Raw genomic sequence first — 16,228 nt, forward strand, 5'->3', positions numbered from 1 at the left:
GCTCATCTCATACCGAAATTCTTTGATTAAGAAATGATGCCATCTCTTAATATTATCTCGTATTAGCATACCTTTCGGTATGTTATCCGTGTGTATGAGGCAGATTACCCACGCGTTACTCACCCGTCCGCCGCTAGGACCGAAGTCCTCGCTCGACTTGCATGTGTTAGGCACGCCGCCAGCGTTCATCCTGAGCCAGGATCAAACTCTCATGATAAACTTGGCATTACTTTATTATAAATGGTGTGTTAATTGACCTACTGTTTAATTTTCAAAGTTCAATGTTTTGCCCTTTTTCAAGGACAAGTAATAATATATCATTTATAAATTCTTCTGTCAACATATTTTTAAATTTTATTTTGTATTGTTCCTACCTAACTTATTATTATCGTTTTTTAAATTATTATTCATTTTATTTATATAATTTTTATATTGATAATATTGGCCTCATATAGAGGCCAATATCAATTAATTTTATTTTAGTTTATTCATCATCTCTTTCATACGATTTAATTGATTATCATAATCCCTAACAACGCCTTCTACTTCTTTTCTTAAGCTATGATCTAATTCCTTATGTTCAGATAAAAATTTATTACCTTGATATAATCCCATTTCCATAGCTTCCACAGCATACTTACATACTTTTAGATCGGTATTTACAGGTATAAGTTTTATCTTTTCAAAAAACTCTGACATAGTACCCATTATACCTAAAGAGTCTGAAGCATTTCCTCCTAGTTGTTCTATTCTATTAGTAATAGCTTCTTCATGTCTTTTAAATGATTCTATAATATGGGTTAATTCATTCTTAAGTTGCGGATCTTCTGCTTTATTTAAATAATCCTTAAATGTTGCCCCACCCATATGTACGCCTCTTAAAAAGTGATTCATATCTTTTATCATTTTATCTTTGTTTTTATCCATAAATATCACCTCGTATATTATTATGGATATTTATTGCTAGAATTATTATACTTTTATATCATTTTAGTTCAAAATGAATTATGATATCTAACTGATATACTTGAGCAAGGTCCCATATGGTTGTTTGCGACATGAGCATAGCAAATTTTTATATATATTTTAAATTAACAAGTAATTCATCAATTGATCTGTTTGATACATCTATATTGTTAAGTTCAACTTTCTTTTCTATTGAGCTTTTTAATAAAGTAGAATTCTTTACATCACCTATTAAAATTGCACCAACTATTTTGTTATCTTTAATGAATATTCTTTTGTATGATGTACCATCAAAGCTATCATCTATTATTGTTTGACTACAGTTTTCTTCATTTACATCACCTGCAGAAAATAAAGATATATTAAAAGCATTTAATGTAGTCGTAGGAACTACACCTTTGTATCTTGCCTCTTTATCTACTATATTATATCCAGCTACTTTTCCTTGTTCAGTAGCAACGCTCCAAAGTCCTCCTATACTACCAGTCAATTCTGCAATATCTCCTGCTGCATAAATATTTTCAATATTAGTTTGCATCCTATCATTAACCAATACTCCAAAGTTAGTTTTTATATTAGTATTATCTACTATGTTTTTATTAGACCTAACACCAACTGAGTAAATTACCATATCACAGTTTATTTCATCTCCATTGTTTGTTACAAAACCTTTTACAGTGTCGTCTCCTACAATTTTTTCTACTGCAGTTTTTAAAAGTATTTTTATATTAAGTTTTTCTATTGCATCTTGAAGAATTTTAGAAGCTCTTTTGTCTAACTGACGAGGCATTAGCCTATCTAAAAACTCAGCTATAATAACATTTTTACCATTTTTATGAAGAGTCCATACAGTTTCTAATCCTTGTATTCCGCCTCCTATGTTCAGTACAGTTTTTTTATCTGAAACACTTTCTTTTATATTTTGTATATCATCTAATTTTCTTATTGTATAGACATTGTTTTTTTCAATACCTTCTATATTAGGAGTAAAATTGTGTGATCCATTAGCTAATAATAACTTATCATAAGCAAATCTACTACCGTCATTTATAATAACTTCATTCTTATCTATGTCAATTTCAACAACCTCTCTATTTAGGTATAAATTCACATTATTTAATTCATACCACTCCTTTTTCTGAAGCAGTATTTTGTTTTCTTCAAGATTATCCAATAAACTCTTTGTTAATTTTATTCTATAGTAAGGGTAGAATTTTTCATTTTGAAATACATAAATATCCGTTTTGCTATCAACCGCTCTAATTGCCTTTATTGCATTTATTGCTGCAACGCCACCACCTATTATAACCACGTTATTACTCATTTAAATCACCACCATTTCAATTATTTAAAGTCTACAATTATTAAGCCTTATACATATTGTATCAAGTAATAAAATCTTAGTATGTGATTGAAGTCAAAACCTAATACATGCTTATTATTTATCAATGATTATATAGTATAATTTAAAAAAGATAATTTAAATAAAGGAAGGACAGTGAGAATATGCACTTTGAAGACTTTAAGATAGGTCAAAAATTCATATTAGAACCTATTACATTTACAATAGAGGATATTAATGAATTTGCTAGCAAATATGACCCTCTACCAATTCATGTTGATTCAGAATTTGCAAGAAGTAGCAGTTTTGAAGGTATTATAGCTTCAGGATTTCATACTCTGTGTGCCATATGGGGTAAGTGGGTTGCTTTAGATAAGACCGGCAAAGATACGCTTTGTGGTATTTGTATAGACTATTTAAGCTGGAAAGCTCCTGTATATCCAAATGATGAAATAAAAGGAGAAGTAGAAGTAGTAGACTTAATACCTTCATCTAAAGGTGGACGTGGGATATTAGTTGTGAAAGTTATAGCTTATAATCAAATGGAACAACTTGTACTGGATACTCAAGTAAAATCATTTATGAAAAGTAAAAATAACTTATAAAAAAGTAAAAGCGTTGAAGTATAAATAAATCAACGCTTTTTACTATTTATATCAAGGACATTGTTGTATTATTATGTTTCCATCTAGAGATAACACAAAATCAAGATAATAACCTTGGTGATGCGCTACACTACTAGTATACATAGTTCCTACAATGTATTCAGTATATATACGTTCAGCCCTATTATTTAATGTTCTGCGTATTAACTCTGATTGTTCTTGTGATGATAGCGTATAATGGTGTGTCTGGCTGTTGATCTGAATAAATTTTTATATTACGATCTCCCTTTGGTATAGGAACATAATTACTAAAATCCGTATATTTCAAATTCCTAGCTACACCTCTACATCATCAATATATACATTAAGCATAATTGGCTCTGTTATAGCATTGAATATCCTAACAAATGAAAAATTAGGATTAACACAAGGCTTCGAAACACTTTGCAAAAAACCAAATACCCCACCTTGGTCCTCTATTTGATTTTGTCTATGTTGTAGTGATTTATTTTGCTGAGATAACATATATAGCATCCACCAGTAGTTATAATATCCATTAAACATAGTCTATAATATTCTCCTTTCTAATTAACCCAAGTTATATTAATATGCTATGAATTCAACTAATTTATTGTTCTGTAGCTTAATTGAAATGTATAAATGTAACAATAAATACAAAATATAACTAAAAAGTATTTAAAAGGAGTTGTCGATTTGAAATTTAGTATTATATACCTATTGGTTATGATGATTTCGGCTTATTATTTTTACAGCAAAGATATTTCAAATGGATTTTTAGTTAAGTTTTTAGATAATAAACAAAAAGCTATAGGATTTACTATATTTTACTTATTCATATGGGGAAGTATTTTTTCTATGATAGGATATTCATTAGGGATTCCTCGAATTGCAATTAATGTAATAGATGGAATAATTGCAGGATATGTTATTATATCTGCTACTTATTTTATTGGAAATCTAATAAACGAATAAAGCTAGAGATCATCTCTAGCTTTATTCGCCTAATATATATTTTGCACTAAGATCTAAACCATATCTAACGCCTAATAAATGTGGATTTTGAATAATATCAGTTTTTTGAGATCTAGTTAAAGTTTTTAGATAATATTCAAGTTTCATTGCATCTTTTCTTTCCTTTGTAGCCCAATAAATTTCTAATTTATCAAATCCACGAGCTCTAGTATATTTACAACCTTCTCCCTTAGAGTGTTCATTCATTCTTCTGTTTATATCACTTGTATAACCAATATAATAAGTAGTATCTTTGCATCTCAACATATATGTATAGTACATAATTCTCACTCCTAACAACTACATTACAAAATATGATAACACAAAACTAATGGTAAAAAAATATATTTAACCATTCTTCTAAAATTGATTTGAACTTAGGATGTAAGGATTTGCAAGATTCTTCTTGATATTGGTTTATTAATCCTAAAACGGTTTTTTTATCTGTACATTCTTTTAGCATATGATCCATGTTTTCTATAACTACACACTTTATATTATCTTTATTTAATTTTTCAATTCCTTTTAGATGATTTGGATCTGCTTGTACGTCTTTAGTTCCTGTAATTACCAAAATGTTACAATTACTGTTTTTTAAAATGCTTAGTATATCTTCATCATTATATTTATAGTGTTCTTTAAACCATTTTCCAGACATCTTTTTAAATCTAAACCTTATAGCATCATCATTACAATTATCGATTTTGTTATTTAAACATTCTAACTGTTTCTTCATTTTGTCTTCATTAATAAACAATCTTAAAATAGAGCCTTTTAATCCTCTTTTTTTATTTACTTCTTCTAATATCTTAATATCTACATATTTTATTAGTGATTTAAGACATACTCCTGCACCCGCAACTAATATTAATCCTTTAACTGAAATCATAGTACTTGCAATAGTTGATAATATGCACCCTTCACTATGGCCTAATAAAATAATCTTATCTTTATCAACCTTTGGATGATTTTTCAAAAATTTTATGTTATTAATAATATCATCTACTAATTCTGTTACTCCTTTGTTATATTTATCTCCTCCGCTTTCTCCAACACCTCTTTTGTCGTATCTAAGAGTTACAAAACCAAGTCTTGCCCCTAAATGGGCCAATTCCTTATATATATTAACTTTAATCTTTGGTATTTTTATATTTCCATTTCTATCTACACTATTAGAGCCATTTACAATTAAAATTGCAGCTAATTTTTTGTTTTCAATATGAGGTATTGCCAATGTTCCTTTTATATTTACTTCTCCATTTATACTTACCTGTTCTTCAACAAAGTCTGTATACATAATCAATTCTCCCTTTTATTAATCTTACTATTAATTTTTACCATAATTGATATTTTATAAATATTTATATAACTAATATTTATATTTAGTTTCAAATAATTAAATTATGTATACCAATTCTGTAAATATGTTTTGTATTTCTATTATTACAAATTAAATAACATAGGATTTTCTATATTTGTTAATAATTAATAGTGGAGGTGTATAGAATTGATGGAATTTATTAAAGACTATAGCTTAGACAATATAAAAAGCAAATTAGCAATTTTATATATATTAAATCTTACTGACATTGTTTTTACCATAATTTTAGTAAACACAGGTTATTATTTTGAAGCAAATTTCTTAATGACCAATATAGTTCAAGATTATACCGCTAGTTTCCTTATAAAGGTTTTACTTCCTGCAACTTTACTTTTATATATATTTTTTAGAATGCAAAAAGCTAACGATTATCAATTAAGGGTATCTAATGTTTTAATAAGCTTAGCTATAGGACTATATGCCACTATAAATGTATTTCATATACTTTGGTTTGTACTATTGCCAGTATTTATGCTTATTTATTAACAAAAATCGTATTTCTCAATAAAAACTTCTTAAACTCTATCACACTATTTATATTTAATACATAGTATATCATTTCTCAAGAAAATTATAAAATGTATATGCACCATATGGGGCAACATATGAACGGGAATAATATGAATGGACATAACCTTAATAGGAATGAATTCCCATTTCCTATGGGAATGCCTATGAACGGAAATGGAGAATAAATAAAATTAAAAAGGCTATCTATATAGAAAGTTATTTCTATATAGATAGCCTTTTTTAATTACATAAGTTATTTTAATTGGTCTTCTATTGTTTTAGTAAAAGGTGTATCTACATTACCAGTATGCTTTGTCTCTTTCTTTTCTATTAACATTACCCAACATTCTTCTTTAGCAGCTGGTTTATGAGTAATTCCTTTTTTAACAACGTAAAAATCACCTTCATTTAAAGTCATTACTTTGTCTTCTAAGTGTAAATCAAAACTACCTTTTACAACATAAAACATTTCATCTTCATTTTCATGATCATGCCATACAAGTTCACCTTTAAACTTGGCTATTTTAATATAATCATCATTAACATCCCCTACAATTCGTGGAGACCAATAGTCATTTACTAAGTTAAACATTTCTTTAATATTACCTTCTATGTACATTAATATTTCCTCCATATTTTTTAATTTTTTATAAATTAATTATACTACTTTTATGGTTTTTAAAACACCTATGCTTTTATATTTATTTAAAACCATGTATGAAATATAAATATATTTTGCTCAAAAAGCATAACTCATCCTCTAGGTTTAATTCCTAACCTAGAGGATAAAATTATATCTGCTATATTCGAGCTCCATTCCAAGCTATTTTTGGATCTTCTTGACAGTAACCGTATACTCCCACAAATCCACTTCCATTTAAAGCAAAATCCATTTCTATTCTTCCTTTGTTATAAGGACAAGCATAATCTGGACCTTCAGACCAATATCCTATAAGAGTATATCCACGAAGAATCCCTTCTATTTTTCCACCTTCAACACCATAGGTGCCCGTTACTCTATCTATGTTTTGGCTAAAAACTACCCTACCAAAATTTGAAGTCATCCACTCTCCTGATACGTTTATCGAAGGCGCCGGCTGAAGCTTAACTCCACTCCAATCTTCAGTTAGTGGTTCTTCACAAAATCCCCAGAACCCTACAAAGCTGTTTCCATTTGGTGAAAATTCGAATCTCAACCTTCCTTTATTTATAGGGCACTCGTATGTTGGATCGTCATACCATATTCCCTCTAAAATATTTCCATTTATAGTTCCTTCTATAGTTCCAGTTTCATATTGAAAAGTACCTTTTACATTAGTTCCAGTTTGTTGAAATATTACTCTTCCATAGTTTGTATTCCAAACTCCAGAAATGCCTAATGGAGTATCATTTTGCCTATTATTTAATTGATAATATAAACTTTTGTATTGTTGTTGTAAGATGTATTGTTGCCATAAATAATAATTGAACATTAAAAACACCACCTTCATTATTATTTTATTAATAATAATACTAAAAGGTGATGATTAGAATTAATTATACTGGATCATATCCAACTACAGTCCATATGCCTGTATCATCTTGTTTTATAAGTTTCTTCAGATATACTCTTCTTATAGGGGTGTCTTTTTTAGTTACTTTCACAACTGCATCTGATCCACTATTATAAACTAACTTCAAATCTTCATACTTAATAGGATAATCACCTTCTATACCTTGTGGTGAAATTTTTAGACTTACAAAAACCTGAGCAACAAATATAGGGTCTAGTCTCCATGGTGAATGTCCTTCGTCAACACTCTTTTGGGTTTCTTCTTCCACCTTTAAATCAAAGGGAACTTCTATCTTTGGTTTATCTATTGGTTGTTCTTTTGGCAATGATAATGTTGCTATTTGTTTTGAAAAGGATCCTATATTGATTTTAGCAAAAGGCATTATTAAAATTAATGCAATAACAATTGATAAGCAAGTTAACCCTAAGGAACATATTTTTTTCATAAGTTTAGTCCTCCATTATCGTACTCTTATTCCACTAAATACTCTTGTAGGCTCATCTTCACAATATCCCCATATTCCTGTAAATGCCTCTCCTTTAAAATCAAAGTCAATTTCTATTCTTCCTTTATCATAGTAACAATTATAACTTGGTTCTGATGACCAATACCCTTTGAGGGTATACCCATCCATAGTCCCTTGTATTTTTCCATTTTTAAATTGATAAGTAGCATTTACCGTATCTCCGTCTTGAGTAAAAACTATTTTCCCAAAATTAGTAGTAAACCATTCCCCTGAAACGTCTATAGCTGATTTATCTTGAAGCTTAAATCCATTCCAAGTTTTGTTTAATGGTTCCTGACAAACTCCCCAAGATCCTATAAAGCTATCACCCATTGAAGAAAATACTAGTCTCAATCTTCCTGCATGTAGAGGACATTCATGAGTTGGCATTTCAGTCCACTGGGCATTTAAAACATTTCCGGTTAAAGTCCCTTCTATTGCTCCTTTTCCATATCTGAAAGTTCCCTTAATGTTATCTCCATCTTGCTCAAGAAATATTCTTCCATAATAATCTGTATTCCAAACTCCAGAAACATCTAATACCTCATTTTGTCTACTAATTAATTTATAATATAAATCTTGGTAATGTTGTTGTAAAAAATATTGTTGCAATAGATAGTAATTAAACATCGTTTTACACCACCGTTTTTTAATTTATAACTACTAAACTTGAGCAACGGACCATATTTTCAAGGTCGTTGGCGACATGAGCGTAGCGAATTTTTTGTTATTGTTATTATTATTTTATTAATATTAAGAATAAAAGGTGATGATTAGTATAAAACTATATTTAATTTGGAAAAATATACATTATTTTAAGTATATGTTCACAATAACTTCACATTTATATAGTATTATTATCTTATCAACATAAAGATAATAGCCTATAGTTAATATATTATTTTATAAAACACATTTTAGGAGGATTTAATGAACTTAACTATTAACAAAAATAAACTTTATATAGCTACTGTTATTATTCTAAGTATATGTTTAACTTTAGTTTCATCAATTATCACTTTCGCTACAACAAACGACACAAATACGATAATTCAAAAACAACAAGAAATCGATAAATATTTATTTGAAGAACATACCAAAGAAATTGAGGAAAAAGGACTTACGATAACTCATACTTCACCACTTGAAGACTATGTTGAAATAGGTATTACTCCATTTAACAAAGATAATGAAAACTATCTATATGAAATATTTGGCAAAGATAATGTAAAAGTTGTAGAAGGACAACAAGCTACGTTGATGAATGAAGTTACTACTACTGAAAATAAAAATATTTTCATTGAAAATTCATTGATTTCTGGAATTGTTATAGTTGGTGCTATAGGAACTATATTCTATATAACAAAAAAAAGAGAAGTAGCAAAATAGGCTTATTATTAGTAAAATACCCCTAGGTCACGAAACACGACCAAGGGGTATTTTACTAGATTTAAATTATTTTAAACTTCACATTCCTCAATTACTATAGAATATTCTTTGCAGCTAGAACACACTAATACACTTACAATATAGCTATTATCTACCTTCTTTTCTTTTAATAACTTGTTAAATGATGTGTTTTCATATTCTTTGTCTATACTACTTATTACATATTCACCATTTTTCGTAAATATATAAAAATAATACTCTAAAAACTTAAAATACTTTGCCTTTTCTTCTCTGCCTGCAAAACACTTTTGACATGCTTGATCAAAATAAGCTAACTCAAAATCCACATCTTCATGTTCATTTAAAAGTTTTAATATATCTTCTCTTTTAATTCCCTTAACTGGATTTTCTTCATCATTTATTAAATCACTAAAATTACTATCACTAAGTTCATATATATTTTCATCGTAAGTAAATTTATAACCCATATTCGCCTCCATATTTTCCTTAAAATTGCTATTACCATAATTAACTAACTTTTGTTATACTTTCAATACTTTCTTCATTTTTTCTTGTCTTGTATTCCTTTATTTTTCTTTCAAGCATTCCAGTTGCTAGGTATACTCCTATAAATACAAGGGCTCCTCCAGATAATTGTACCATTGTAATATTATTTCCAAGTATCCAACTAATAATAGCTGTGAAAACTGGAATTAAGTTTAAGAATATTCCTGTTTGGTTAGCTCCTATTTGTCTTATAGCTACATTCCAAAAGATAAATGACAATACTGAAGGAAAAATTGTCATATATAAAATTCCATTTATAGCTAATGAACTAAGTTCTCTAACATCAATGCCTTGAGACATCACAAAAGGAGCCATGATAATAGTAGCAATTAAAGCAGATAGTCCACTTGCAGTTATTGGAGGTGTATTTTTAAGTTTTTTTCCTAAGACAGAATACAAAGCCCAAGTAACTATGGCAACTATCATTAATAAATCACCTTTATTGTATTCAACTTCAAATAATTTACTTACATTTCCTCCTGTTAAAATAACTATTACTCCTAATAAAGATAAAATAATACCTGTACCTTGCAGTTTTGAAAATTTCTCTTTTAGGATAATAGTTGAACATATTACTATTACTCCAGGATTTAAGGCATTAACAAGAGATGCGTTTGTAGAAGAGGTATAATCAAGTGCAGAATAAAGAGCTAAGTTATAACCTATAATTCCAAGTATACCTAAGGTAGTTAGCAATGGCCACTCTTTAATTACAACCCTCCACTTTGGTTTTTCAAAATAGGAAGCTATACCAAGAAGCAAAAAGGATGCCATAAGCCAACGTGAAAAAGTAATCATAAGTGGTGTAACTTCTGCAACTACGTATTTTCCAATTACATAATTTCCTGCCCAAAACAAATTACATAAAACTAATAATATCCAAACTCTGTATTTCCCCATAAATGTCTCCTCTACTATAAATGTGATTTTAGCCCATATTTTAATAATATCATTAAGTTTAATGCTAGTACAAGTATTCTAATTTCATTTTGCAAAGCATAAAATGTATTATAGTAGTATTAAAGGGGGTAAGATACTTGAATAATTTAATTATTGCCTGTAAAACCATCACAAACGAGCTAAACTTAGCTCTAGAATTAACAGGATGCGACTATCCTGTTTTGTGGGTAGATTCAGGATTACATACATTTCCCGATTTATTGAGATCTAAAATTCAAGAAGAAATAGATCATGTATCTAATGTGGACAACATTATTTTGGCCTTTGGCCTTTGTGGCAACTCTCTTATTGGATTAACCTCACAAAATGCCCGTATTATTTTTCCAAATGTAGATGATTGTATATCATTAATGTTAGGCTCATGTCAAAGGAGAAAAGATATTTCAGCACAAGCTGGAACATATTTTCTTACAAAGGGATGGTTAGATTATGAGCTAAATATATGGGTAGAATACCAAGATGCCGTTAATAAATATGGAAAATCTAGAGCTGACAGAATTTTCAAGACAATGCTTAAGCACTATAAAAGATTAGGTGTAGTATCTACTGGAGCATATGAATTAGAAGTATTTACTGAGAGAACACAGTTTATTGCAGAAGAACTTAATTTAAAACATGAAGTAATACCAGGAACTTTAAACTATATAAAAAAACTTTTAACTGGTCCATGGGATGATGATTTTATAGTGGTAAATCCAGGTGAAGCAGTTACATTAGACCATACCCGTAAGTAAAAGAAATACTTTACTATCTAAAATTACATACTAAGATGTTCAAAAAAGACCATAGGGTAACGAATCGTTACCCCGTGGTCTTTATATTAACTAACTGCATTGTTTAATACTTTTTCAATTTTTTGATTTAATACAATCCATATAGCAGCACAACCTAAAATTCCAAGACCTGATATTAAGAATATAAATCTAAAGGATCCATTTCCTATAGAATTTAATACAAAAGGCGATATAAACTGCCCTACTCCCATTGCACTTGTAGCAAATGCAATTGCAAGTGTTGTTGCAGTTCTTGGAGCAACCATAGATATCTTAACCATAACTGAAGGCATTGTAGTTCCAAATCCAATTCCTATAATCAAAGACTCAAATATAATCATATTAAGCCCTAAAGGATAACTTAACATCAAAAATCCAATTCCTGTTAATGCTATACCTGCAAATATAGCGTTTTTCTTTAGTAATTGAGATATCTTACCAAAGAATATACCTGCTATAAGACTACCCACAGTCATAATTGTCAGTACAATTCCTGCATTTGCTGCATTTCCTAAATTCTCACTTGTAACTACCATAGCTATATTAGTAAAGAATGAGAAAAGTAAAAGTGAGTAAATTAAAAACAAAGCTGATATTCCATATATTGGGAACCCTAGTGATTGCTTTTCATCACCTCTAACTTCAACTTTTGGTGGTTCAGGTAATTTAAAAAATGTAAGAAGTAAAACCCCTAATCCTATAAAATATACAAAGAAAGTATAGTGCCAATTTATTGCACTTAAAAATCCTGCTATTAATGTAGTAACTATTGAACCTATACTTACCATAGCACTTTGAAGTCCCATCATAGCTGCTCTTTCTGCACCTTCAAAAAAGTCTGCAATAAACCCTGATGCAAGAGTACCTATAAATCCTAAACCTATTCCTAGAATACCTCTAAAAGTTAATATAAGACTTAAGTTATCACAAAAACTTGGACCTACACCCCCAATTGTATACATTGTAACCCCAAAGTATAAAAGTCTTGTTTTTCTTATAGAACTTGAAAGCTTCCCACATAAAAGTGTAGTAGGTATCATTAATAATGAAGGTAGTGATACTATTAAACCTATAGTGCTTGGAGATGCATCTGGAAATGCCTTACTTATGTCTGCAAGTGCAGGTGATGCTGCTGTTGCAGCTAACATTAACAATGAAATGGATAATACGGCCGCTTTAAGCATTGTTTTTTTCATAATCATTACTCCTTAAAAGTACATAGATTTTGAAAAAATGGATGAGAAATTAGGGTAAGTAGCAAGTTCAACAAACTCAACAAACTCGCCAATTCTTTCTGCACGTTTGTATTCATTTTTTGAAAGTAGCGATAACTTCGAGCCACTTCCAGCAGCATTTCCAACCATTTTTATTTTGCTTTCTAATTCCTTTGGTATAAGTCCAATAACACATGCACTATGTGGATTCATATAATTTCCAAAGGCTCCTGCTAATAGTACTTCCTCTATTTCACCTACGTTGATTCCATATTTATCCATAAGTATCTTAATTGCTGCTGACATTGCACCTTTTGCCATTTGAAGTTGTCTTATGTCCTTTTGAGTTATCATAATAGGTTTTTTGTGTGAAGTATCGTTTTCATCCGCTAGTAAAAATGCTTTTTCTCCATCATAATCCACAATGTTATTTTTAAAAACTTCTGCTTTAGGATTTGTTATTTTTTCAATAGATAAAAACTTTCCTCTTTTATCAAGGATACCTATTTCTATTAATCCTGCTACTGCATCTAAAAGTCCAGAACCACAAATCCCCTTTGGCTTACCATCACCAACTACAGAAATTTCAAATTTTTCACCAAATACAACATGATCTATTGCACCTTCTGCTCCTCTCATACCGCTACTTATCTCCGCTCCTTCAAATGCTGGACCTGCAGCAGCTGAACAAGCAAGTAATTTTTCACCACACCCAAGGGCTATCTCTCCATTAGTTCCTATATCTATCATTAATTTTATATTATTGCTTTTATCCATTTCTGTAGCCAAAATTGCCGATACAGTATCTGCACCTACAAAGCCTGCAATGTTTGGCAGTACAAACACCTTTCCTGCATCGTTTATTTCAATTGATAAATCCTTTGCATCTAAAACTACAGGTTCACTAATAGCTGGTATATATGGTGCTTTTGCAACGTAACTAGGACTTATTCCTAGGAAAAGATGATGCATACAAGTATTTCCTACTATACTTATAGAATATATATCTTCCCTTTTTATGCCTGCTTTATCACAAGCTTCATGTATAAGTTCATCAATATCATCTATTACTTCTACATGTAAGTTTCTCAGTCCATTTTCTTCTTTACCTGCATAATTACTTCTAGTAATAACATCTGCACCGTATTTAGTCTGGGAATTAAGAGTTGAAACAACTTGTAATTCCTTTCCAGTATGCATATCTATAAGATAACCTACTATCGTTGTAGTTCCTATGTCAAAGGCCATACCAGTTAATCTATTTGTAGTGTCATTTGCTTCTATTCCCAAAATACTTTTGTCATATGTAATAGCGGTAATACAATTATCGTTTTTTCTTAGTGTATTTGGGAGCTTTTGCAAAATTTCTAGTTTTGTATTTTCAGTACAAGTATATTCCTTAAATAGACTATTTGTAAGTCGTCTCCAATCAGACTCCCACTCTCCAAGCGTTGGCTTTTTTACCTCTACATATGTTTTAGATATGTGCGGATTTATACTAACTTCTTTTTCTTCTGATGTTAGTAATATATTATGTGATTTTGAACTAGTTCCTAATGTATCAACTACCATATCTCCCCAAATTTCGGTAAAACAAGCAAGGTGAATTCCTTGATTTATTTCGTCTTCATTTAGGAACTTTATTTCATCATCATTAGGTTTAATCTTACCTTCTAATATTTTAACCTTACACTTTCCACATTTTCCTACTCCACCACATGGAAAATCAAAATCTATTCCACCATCTCTAATTGCTTTAATTAGTGTAGTTCCTGAATCCACATCTATACTTTGTTCTGAGTGTTTAAAAACTACCTTGTATTTTTTCACAATAATTCCCCTCTTTCATTTGCTATTAATTACTGACTAAATCCCTGTAGCTTAATATAGTCTGACCTAAAATAAGTTTTTCCTAGACCCATAGGTTTACTCTTATCATCACATACCTTTTGCTCTACAACTAATAAAGCAAGTTCATTGTATATCTTTAGTAGTTTTTTAGTTTTGTCCCCTGGCACTACAGCATAAATCATAATTTCTTTTTTTAATTCATAAGGAGATATATTCTTTGATATCATTTCTGGAAAAGTAGCTTGTTCTATTTCATTTTCTACAATAGGCATTCCTTTTTCATACATAAAATATTTAGTATCATATGCAATAGGTTGGCCATCAGTATAAAACAGTCTTCTAATTTTTATAATTTTTTTATTTTGACTAATTTGTAATTTGTTTGCTAATTCTTCATCTGGATTAATTATATCTACTGACAATAACTTTGCATTGTCTACATTATTAATTAAATTGTCCATTTCATTATATTGAACAGTGTATTTATTAATTTCAGGTCTTTTAACGAAATATCCTTTTCCGGGAACTGAATAAATGTACCCCTCATTAGATAAAATCGCAAGACCTTTTCTAACTGTCATTCTACTTGTCTCATACTGCTTACACAAAGATGCTTCAGATGGTAAATCATCTCCTGGATTTAGGTCTCTACTTTTTATTTTATTTTTTATATCTTCAGCAATTTTAACATATATTGGATTTATCATCGTCTTCTACTCCCTGCCTGTTTGTGTCATTAATCCATTTCAAACATATATCAGTTCCTATATAAGCATCGTTGGAAAAGCCATCTGCTCCAATATACTCACATGTGCTTTCATTAATATGGCTAGAGCCTACAATAATTTTAACTTTATCCCTTATATTAGATTTAACAAAGGCATCTACAACATCTCTCATTGGGTCTATAGTATTTGTTAAGGGTCCACTCATAGCTACAATGTCAGGTTTATTTTTTATTGCTTCTTTTACAAATAGTTCTACTTCTGCATCTACACCAATATCTATTACTTCAAATCCATTTACCTGTAATATTCCTTTAAAAATGTCTTTTCCAATATCGTGTATATCTCCTTTTACAGTTCCTAAAAGTACTTTTCCTACATATCCATTTTCATTACATTTAAAGTGATTTCCCATTTTTTTTAATTCTAAGACCTGCTTAAAAATAATACCTGACATTATTAAGTCAGCTATATAGTAATGTTTTTGTTCATATAATTTTCCTACTCTTTTCATACCTTCGTTTACAACTTCAAGCAAAGACAGCGGCTCAATACCTTCTTCTAGTGCCTTATTTGCTAAATCTATTACATTTTCTTCATCTAATTGTTCTACATATTTAATAATCGAATCTTTTATTTCTGTTAATCTTTCCATTTTATCCCCCGTTAAATTTTATATAATAGAAATAATAGCTGCAATTCATAGGAAATTGCAGCTATTTATTAAATTTGTATCTACATTAATAACATCATAACAAAGCCAAACATCATTTCTTCATATGGTTGCATTTTAGCAGCCATAACATCATCTAGTTTTTCATCTATTTCTGGATGATCTTCTTTGTATTCTTCCCA

General features: G+C 29.6%; 20 protein-coding genes and 1 rRNA gene. 5 read left to right on the forward strand and 16 right to left on the reverse strand.

Going from position 1 to position 16,228, the window contains the following annotated elements:
• The 3 genes from BS62_RS14335 to BS62_RS14345 form a co-directional block, all read right to left on the reverse strand.
• Positions 1-217 (reverse strand): 16S ribosomal RNA (locus BS62_RS14335); the annotation flags it as partial.
• Positions 218-474: 257 nt separating this feature from the next.
• The gene (locus BS62_RS14340; protein ID WP_496491954.1) at positions 475-927 is read right to left on the reverse strand and encodes a DUF2383 domain-containing protein; all 453 of its coding nucleotides are present in this window, start codon (positions 925-927) and stop codon (positions 475-477) included.
• Positions 928-1,075: 148 nt separating this feature from the next.
• A complete protein-coding gene (locus BS62_RS14345) occupies positions 1,076-2,290 on the reverse strand; it encodes an NAD(P)/FAD-dependent oxidoreductase (RefSeq protein ID WP_496491955.1) in 1,215 nt (404 codons plus the stop codon).
• A 182-nt stretch (positions 2,291-2,472) separates the two neighbouring features.
• Between BS62_RS14345 and BS62_RS14350 the strand changes: the two genes are divergently transcribed.
• Positions 2,473-2,913, forward strand: a complete 441-nt coding sequence (locus BS62_RS14350) for a MaoC/PaaZ C-terminal domain-containing protein (protein ID WP_496491956.1) — start codon at positions 2,473-2,475, stop codon at positions 2,911-2,913.
• Between the two features lie 336 nt (positions 2,914-3,249).
• On the opposite strand, the gene BS62_RS14355 is transcribed toward BS62_RS14350, so the two are convergent.
• Entirely contained in the window at positions 3,250-3,477 is a 228-nt protein-coding gene (locus BS62_RS14355) for a hypothetical protein (RefSeq protein ID WP_496491957.1), read from the reverse strand.
• 150 nt (positions 3,478-3,627) lie between these two features.
• On the opposite strand from BS62_RS14355, the gene BS62_RS14360 reads away from it, so the two are divergent.
• The gene (locus tag BS62_RS14360) at positions 3,628-3,906 is read left to right on the forward strand and encodes a hypothetical protein (protein ID WP_496491958.1); all 279 of its coding nucleotides are present in this window, start codon (positions 3,628-3,630) and stop codon (positions 3,904-3,906) included.
• Positions 3,907-3,927: 21 nt separating this feature from the next.
• On the opposite strand, the gene BS62_RS14365 is transcribed toward BS62_RS14360, so the two are convergent.
• The gene (locus BS62_RS14365) at positions 3,928-4,227 is read right to left on the reverse strand and encodes a GIY-YIG nuclease family protein (protein ID WP_496491959.1); all 300 of its coding nucleotides are present in this window, start codon (positions 4,225-4,227) and stop codon (positions 3,928-3,930) included.
• A 46-nt stretch (positions 4,228-4,273) separates the two neighbouring features.
• Positions 4,274-5,242, reverse strand: coding sequence for a serine aminopeptidase domain-containing protein (locus BS62_RS14370; RefSeq protein ID WP_496491960.1), 969 nt, complete (start codon positions 5,240-5,242; stop codon positions 4,274-4,276).
• Positions 5,243-5,455: 213 nt separating this feature from the next.
• Here BS62_RS14370 and BS62_RS14375 point away from each other — a divergent pair, with 213 nt between their 5' ends.
• The gene (locus BS62_RS14375) at positions 5,456-5,812 is read left to right on the forward strand and encodes a DUF5658 family protein (RefSeq protein WP_496491961.1); all 357 of its coding nucleotides are present in this window, start codon (positions 5,456-5,458) and stop codon (positions 5,810-5,812) included.
• 277 nt (positions 5,813-6,089) lie between these two features.
• Here the strand turns inward: BS62_RS14375 and BS62_RS14380 are convergent, their stop codons facing one another.
• The 4 genes from BS62_RS14380 to BS62_RS14395 all read right to left on the reverse strand — a co-directional run bounded on the left by BS62_RS14380 (position 6,090) and on the right by BS62_RS14395 (position 8,524).
• The gene (locus BS62_RS14380; protein WP_496491962.1) at positions 6,090-6,455 is read right to left on the reverse strand and encodes a cupin domain-containing protein; all 366 of its coding nucleotides are present in this window, start codon (positions 6,453-6,455) and stop codon (positions 6,090-6,092) included.
• 181 nt (positions 6,456-6,636) lie between these two features.
• Positions 6,637-7,308 carry a hypothetical protein gene (locus BS62_RS14385; RefSeq protein WP_496491963.1) on the reverse strand — a complete coding sequence of 224 codons (672 nt, stop codon included), beginning with the start codon at positions 7,306-7,308 and terminating at the stop codon, positions 6,637-6,639.
• A gap of 64 nt (positions 7,309-7,372) precedes the next feature.
• On the reverse strand, positions 7,373-7,834 hold the full coding sequence (locus tag BS62_RS14390; RefSeq protein WP_496491964.1) for a hypothetical protein: 462 nt from the start codon (positions 7,832-7,834) through the stop codon (positions 7,373-7,375).
• A 15-nt stretch (positions 7,835-7,849) separates the two neighbouring features.
• The gene (locus BS62_RS14395; protein WP_496491965.1) at positions 7,850-8,524 is read right to left on the reverse strand and encodes a hypothetical protein; all 675 of its coding nucleotides are present in this window, start codon (positions 8,522-8,524) and stop codon (positions 7,850-7,852) included.
• 300 nt (positions 8,525-8,824) lie between these two features.
• Between BS62_RS14395 and BS62_RS14400 the strand changes: the two genes are divergently transcribed.
• Entirely contained in the window at positions 8,825-9,283 is a 459-nt protein-coding gene (locus BS62_RS14400; RefSeq protein ID WP_496491966.1) for a hypothetical protein, read from the forward strand.
• Positions 9,284-9,354: 71 nt separating this feature from the next.
• On the opposite strand, the gene BS62_RS14405 is transcribed toward BS62_RS14400, so the two are convergent.
• A complete protein-coding gene (locus BS62_RS14405) occupies positions 9,355-9,771 on the reverse strand; it encodes a DUF3785 family protein (RefSeq protein ID WP_496491967.1) in 417 nt (138 codons plus the stop codon).
• Between the two features lie 40 nt (positions 9,772-9,811).
• Positions 9,812-10,750 (reverse strand): DMT family transporter, encoded by a 939-nt coding sequence (locus BS62_RS14410; protein ID WP_496491968.1) that lies wholly within the window; start codon positions 10,748-10,750, stop codon positions 9,812-9,814.
• A 137-nt stretch (positions 10,751-10,887) separates the two neighbouring features.
• Here BS62_RS14410 and BS62_RS14415 point away from each other — a divergent pair, with 137 nt between their 5' ends.
• A complete protein-coding gene (locus tag BS62_RS14415) occupies positions 10,888-11,544 on the forward strand; it encodes a DUF1638 domain-containing protein (protein ID WP_496491969.1) in 657 nt (218 codons plus the stop codon).
• A gap of 86 nt (positions 11,545-11,630) precedes the next feature.
• On the opposite strand, the gene BS62_RS14420 is transcribed toward BS62_RS14415, so the two are convergent.
• From BS62_RS14420 to BS62_RS14435, 4 genes are read right to left on the reverse strand one after another with little or no spacing between them, the layout of a single operon-like run.
• Positions 11,631-12,779, reverse strand: a complete 1,149-nt coding sequence (locus BS62_RS14420; RefSeq protein WP_496491970.1) for an MFS transporter — start codon at positions 12,777-12,779, stop codon at positions 11,631-11,633.
• Positions 12,780-12,791: 12 nt separating this feature from the next.
• Positions 12,792-14,627: an ASKHA domain-containing protein gene (locus BS62_RS14425; RefSeq protein ID WP_496491971.1), complete on the reverse strand. Its 1,836-nt coding sequence runs from the start codon at positions 14,625-14,627 to the stop codon at positions 12,792-12,794.
• Between the two features lie 29 nt (positions 14,628-14,656).
• Positions 14,657-15,355 (reverse strand): GntR family transcriptional regulator, encoded by a 699-nt coding sequence (locus tag BS62_RS14430; RefSeq protein ID WP_496491972.1) that lies wholly within the window; start codon positions 15,353-15,355, stop codon positions 14,657-14,659.
• Positions 15,333-16,028 carry a cobalamin B12-binding domain-containing protein gene (locus BS62_RS14435; RefSeq protein WP_496491973.1) on the reverse strand — a complete coding sequence of 232 codons (696 nt, stop codon included), beginning with the start codon at positions 16,026-16,028 and terminating at the stop codon, positions 15,333-15,335. The genes BS62_RS14430 and BS62_RS14435 overlap by 23 nt, the downstream gene beginning before the upstream one ends.
• Positions 16,029-16,228: the final 200 nt, after the last annotated feature.

The organism is Sporacetigenium mesophilum DSM 16796 (assembly GCF_059569055.1).

Bases quoted from the DNA above. Each gene is read 5' to 3' on its own strand.
- BS62_RS14340 (WP_496491954.1), bottom strand. From the start codon at position 927: ATGGATAAAAACAAAGATAAAATGATAAAAGATATGAATCACTTTTTA.
- BS62_RS14345 (WP_496491955.1), bottom strand. From the start codon at position 2,290: ATGAGTAATAACGTGGTTATAATAGGTGGTGGCGTTGCAGCAATAAAT.
- BS62_RS14350 (WP_496491956.1), top strand. From the start codon at position 2,473: ATGCACTTTGAAGACTTTAAGATAGGTCAAAAATTCATATTAGAACCT.
- BS62_RS14355 (WP_496491957.1), bottom strand. From the start codon at position 3,477: ATGTTTAATGGATATTATAACTACTGGTGGATGCTATATATGTTATCT.
- BS62_RS14365 (WP_496491959.1), bottom strand. From the start codon at position 4,227: ATGTACTATACATATATGTTGAGATGCAAAGATACTACTTATTATATT.
- BS62_RS14370 (WP_496491960.1), bottom strand. From the start codon at position 5,242: ATGTATACAGACTTTGTTGAAGAACAGGTAAGTATAAATGGAGAAGTA.
- BS62_RS14375 (WP_496491961.1), top strand. From the start codon at position 5,456: ATGGAATTTATTAAAGACTATAGCTTAGACAATATAAAAAGCAAATTA.
- BS62_RS14380 (WP_496491962.1), bottom strand. From the start codon at position 6,455: ATGTACATAGAAGGTAATATTAAAGAAATGTTTAACTTAGTAAATGAC.
- BS62_RS14385 (WP_496491963.1), bottom strand. From the start codon at position 7,308: ATGTTCAATTATTATTTATGGCAACAATACATCTTACAACAACAATAC.
- BS62_RS14390 (WP_496491964.1), bottom strand. From the start codon at position 7,834: ATGAAAAAAATATGTTCCTTAGGGTTAACTTGCTTATCAATTGTTATT.
- BS62_RS14395 (WP_496491965.1), bottom strand. From the start codon at position 8,524: ATGTTTAATTACTATCTATTGCAACAATATTTTTTACAACAACATTAC.
- BS62_RS14400 (WP_496491966.1), top strand. From the start codon at position 8,825: ATGAACTTAACTATTAACAAAAATAAACTTTATATAGCTACTGTTATT.
- BS62_RS14405 (WP_496491967.1), bottom strand. From the start codon at position 9,771: ATGGGTTATAAATTTACTTACGATGAAAATATATATGAACTTAGTGAT.
- BS62_RS14410 (WP_496491968.1), bottom strand. From the start codon at position 10,750: ATGGGGAAATACAGAGTTTGGATATTATTAGTTTTATGTAATTTGTTT.
- BS62_RS14420 (WP_496491970.1), bottom strand. From the start codon at position 12,779: ATGAAAAAAACAATGCTTAAAGCGGCCGTATTATCCATTTCATTGTTA.
- BS62_RS14430 (WP_496491972.1), bottom strand. From the start codon at position 15,355: ATGATAAATCCAATATATGTTAAAATTGCTGAAGATATAAAAAATAAA.
- BS62_RS14435 (WP_496491973.1), bottom strand. From the start codon at position 16,028: ATGGAAAGATTAACAGAAATAAAAGATTCGATTATTAAATATGTAGAA.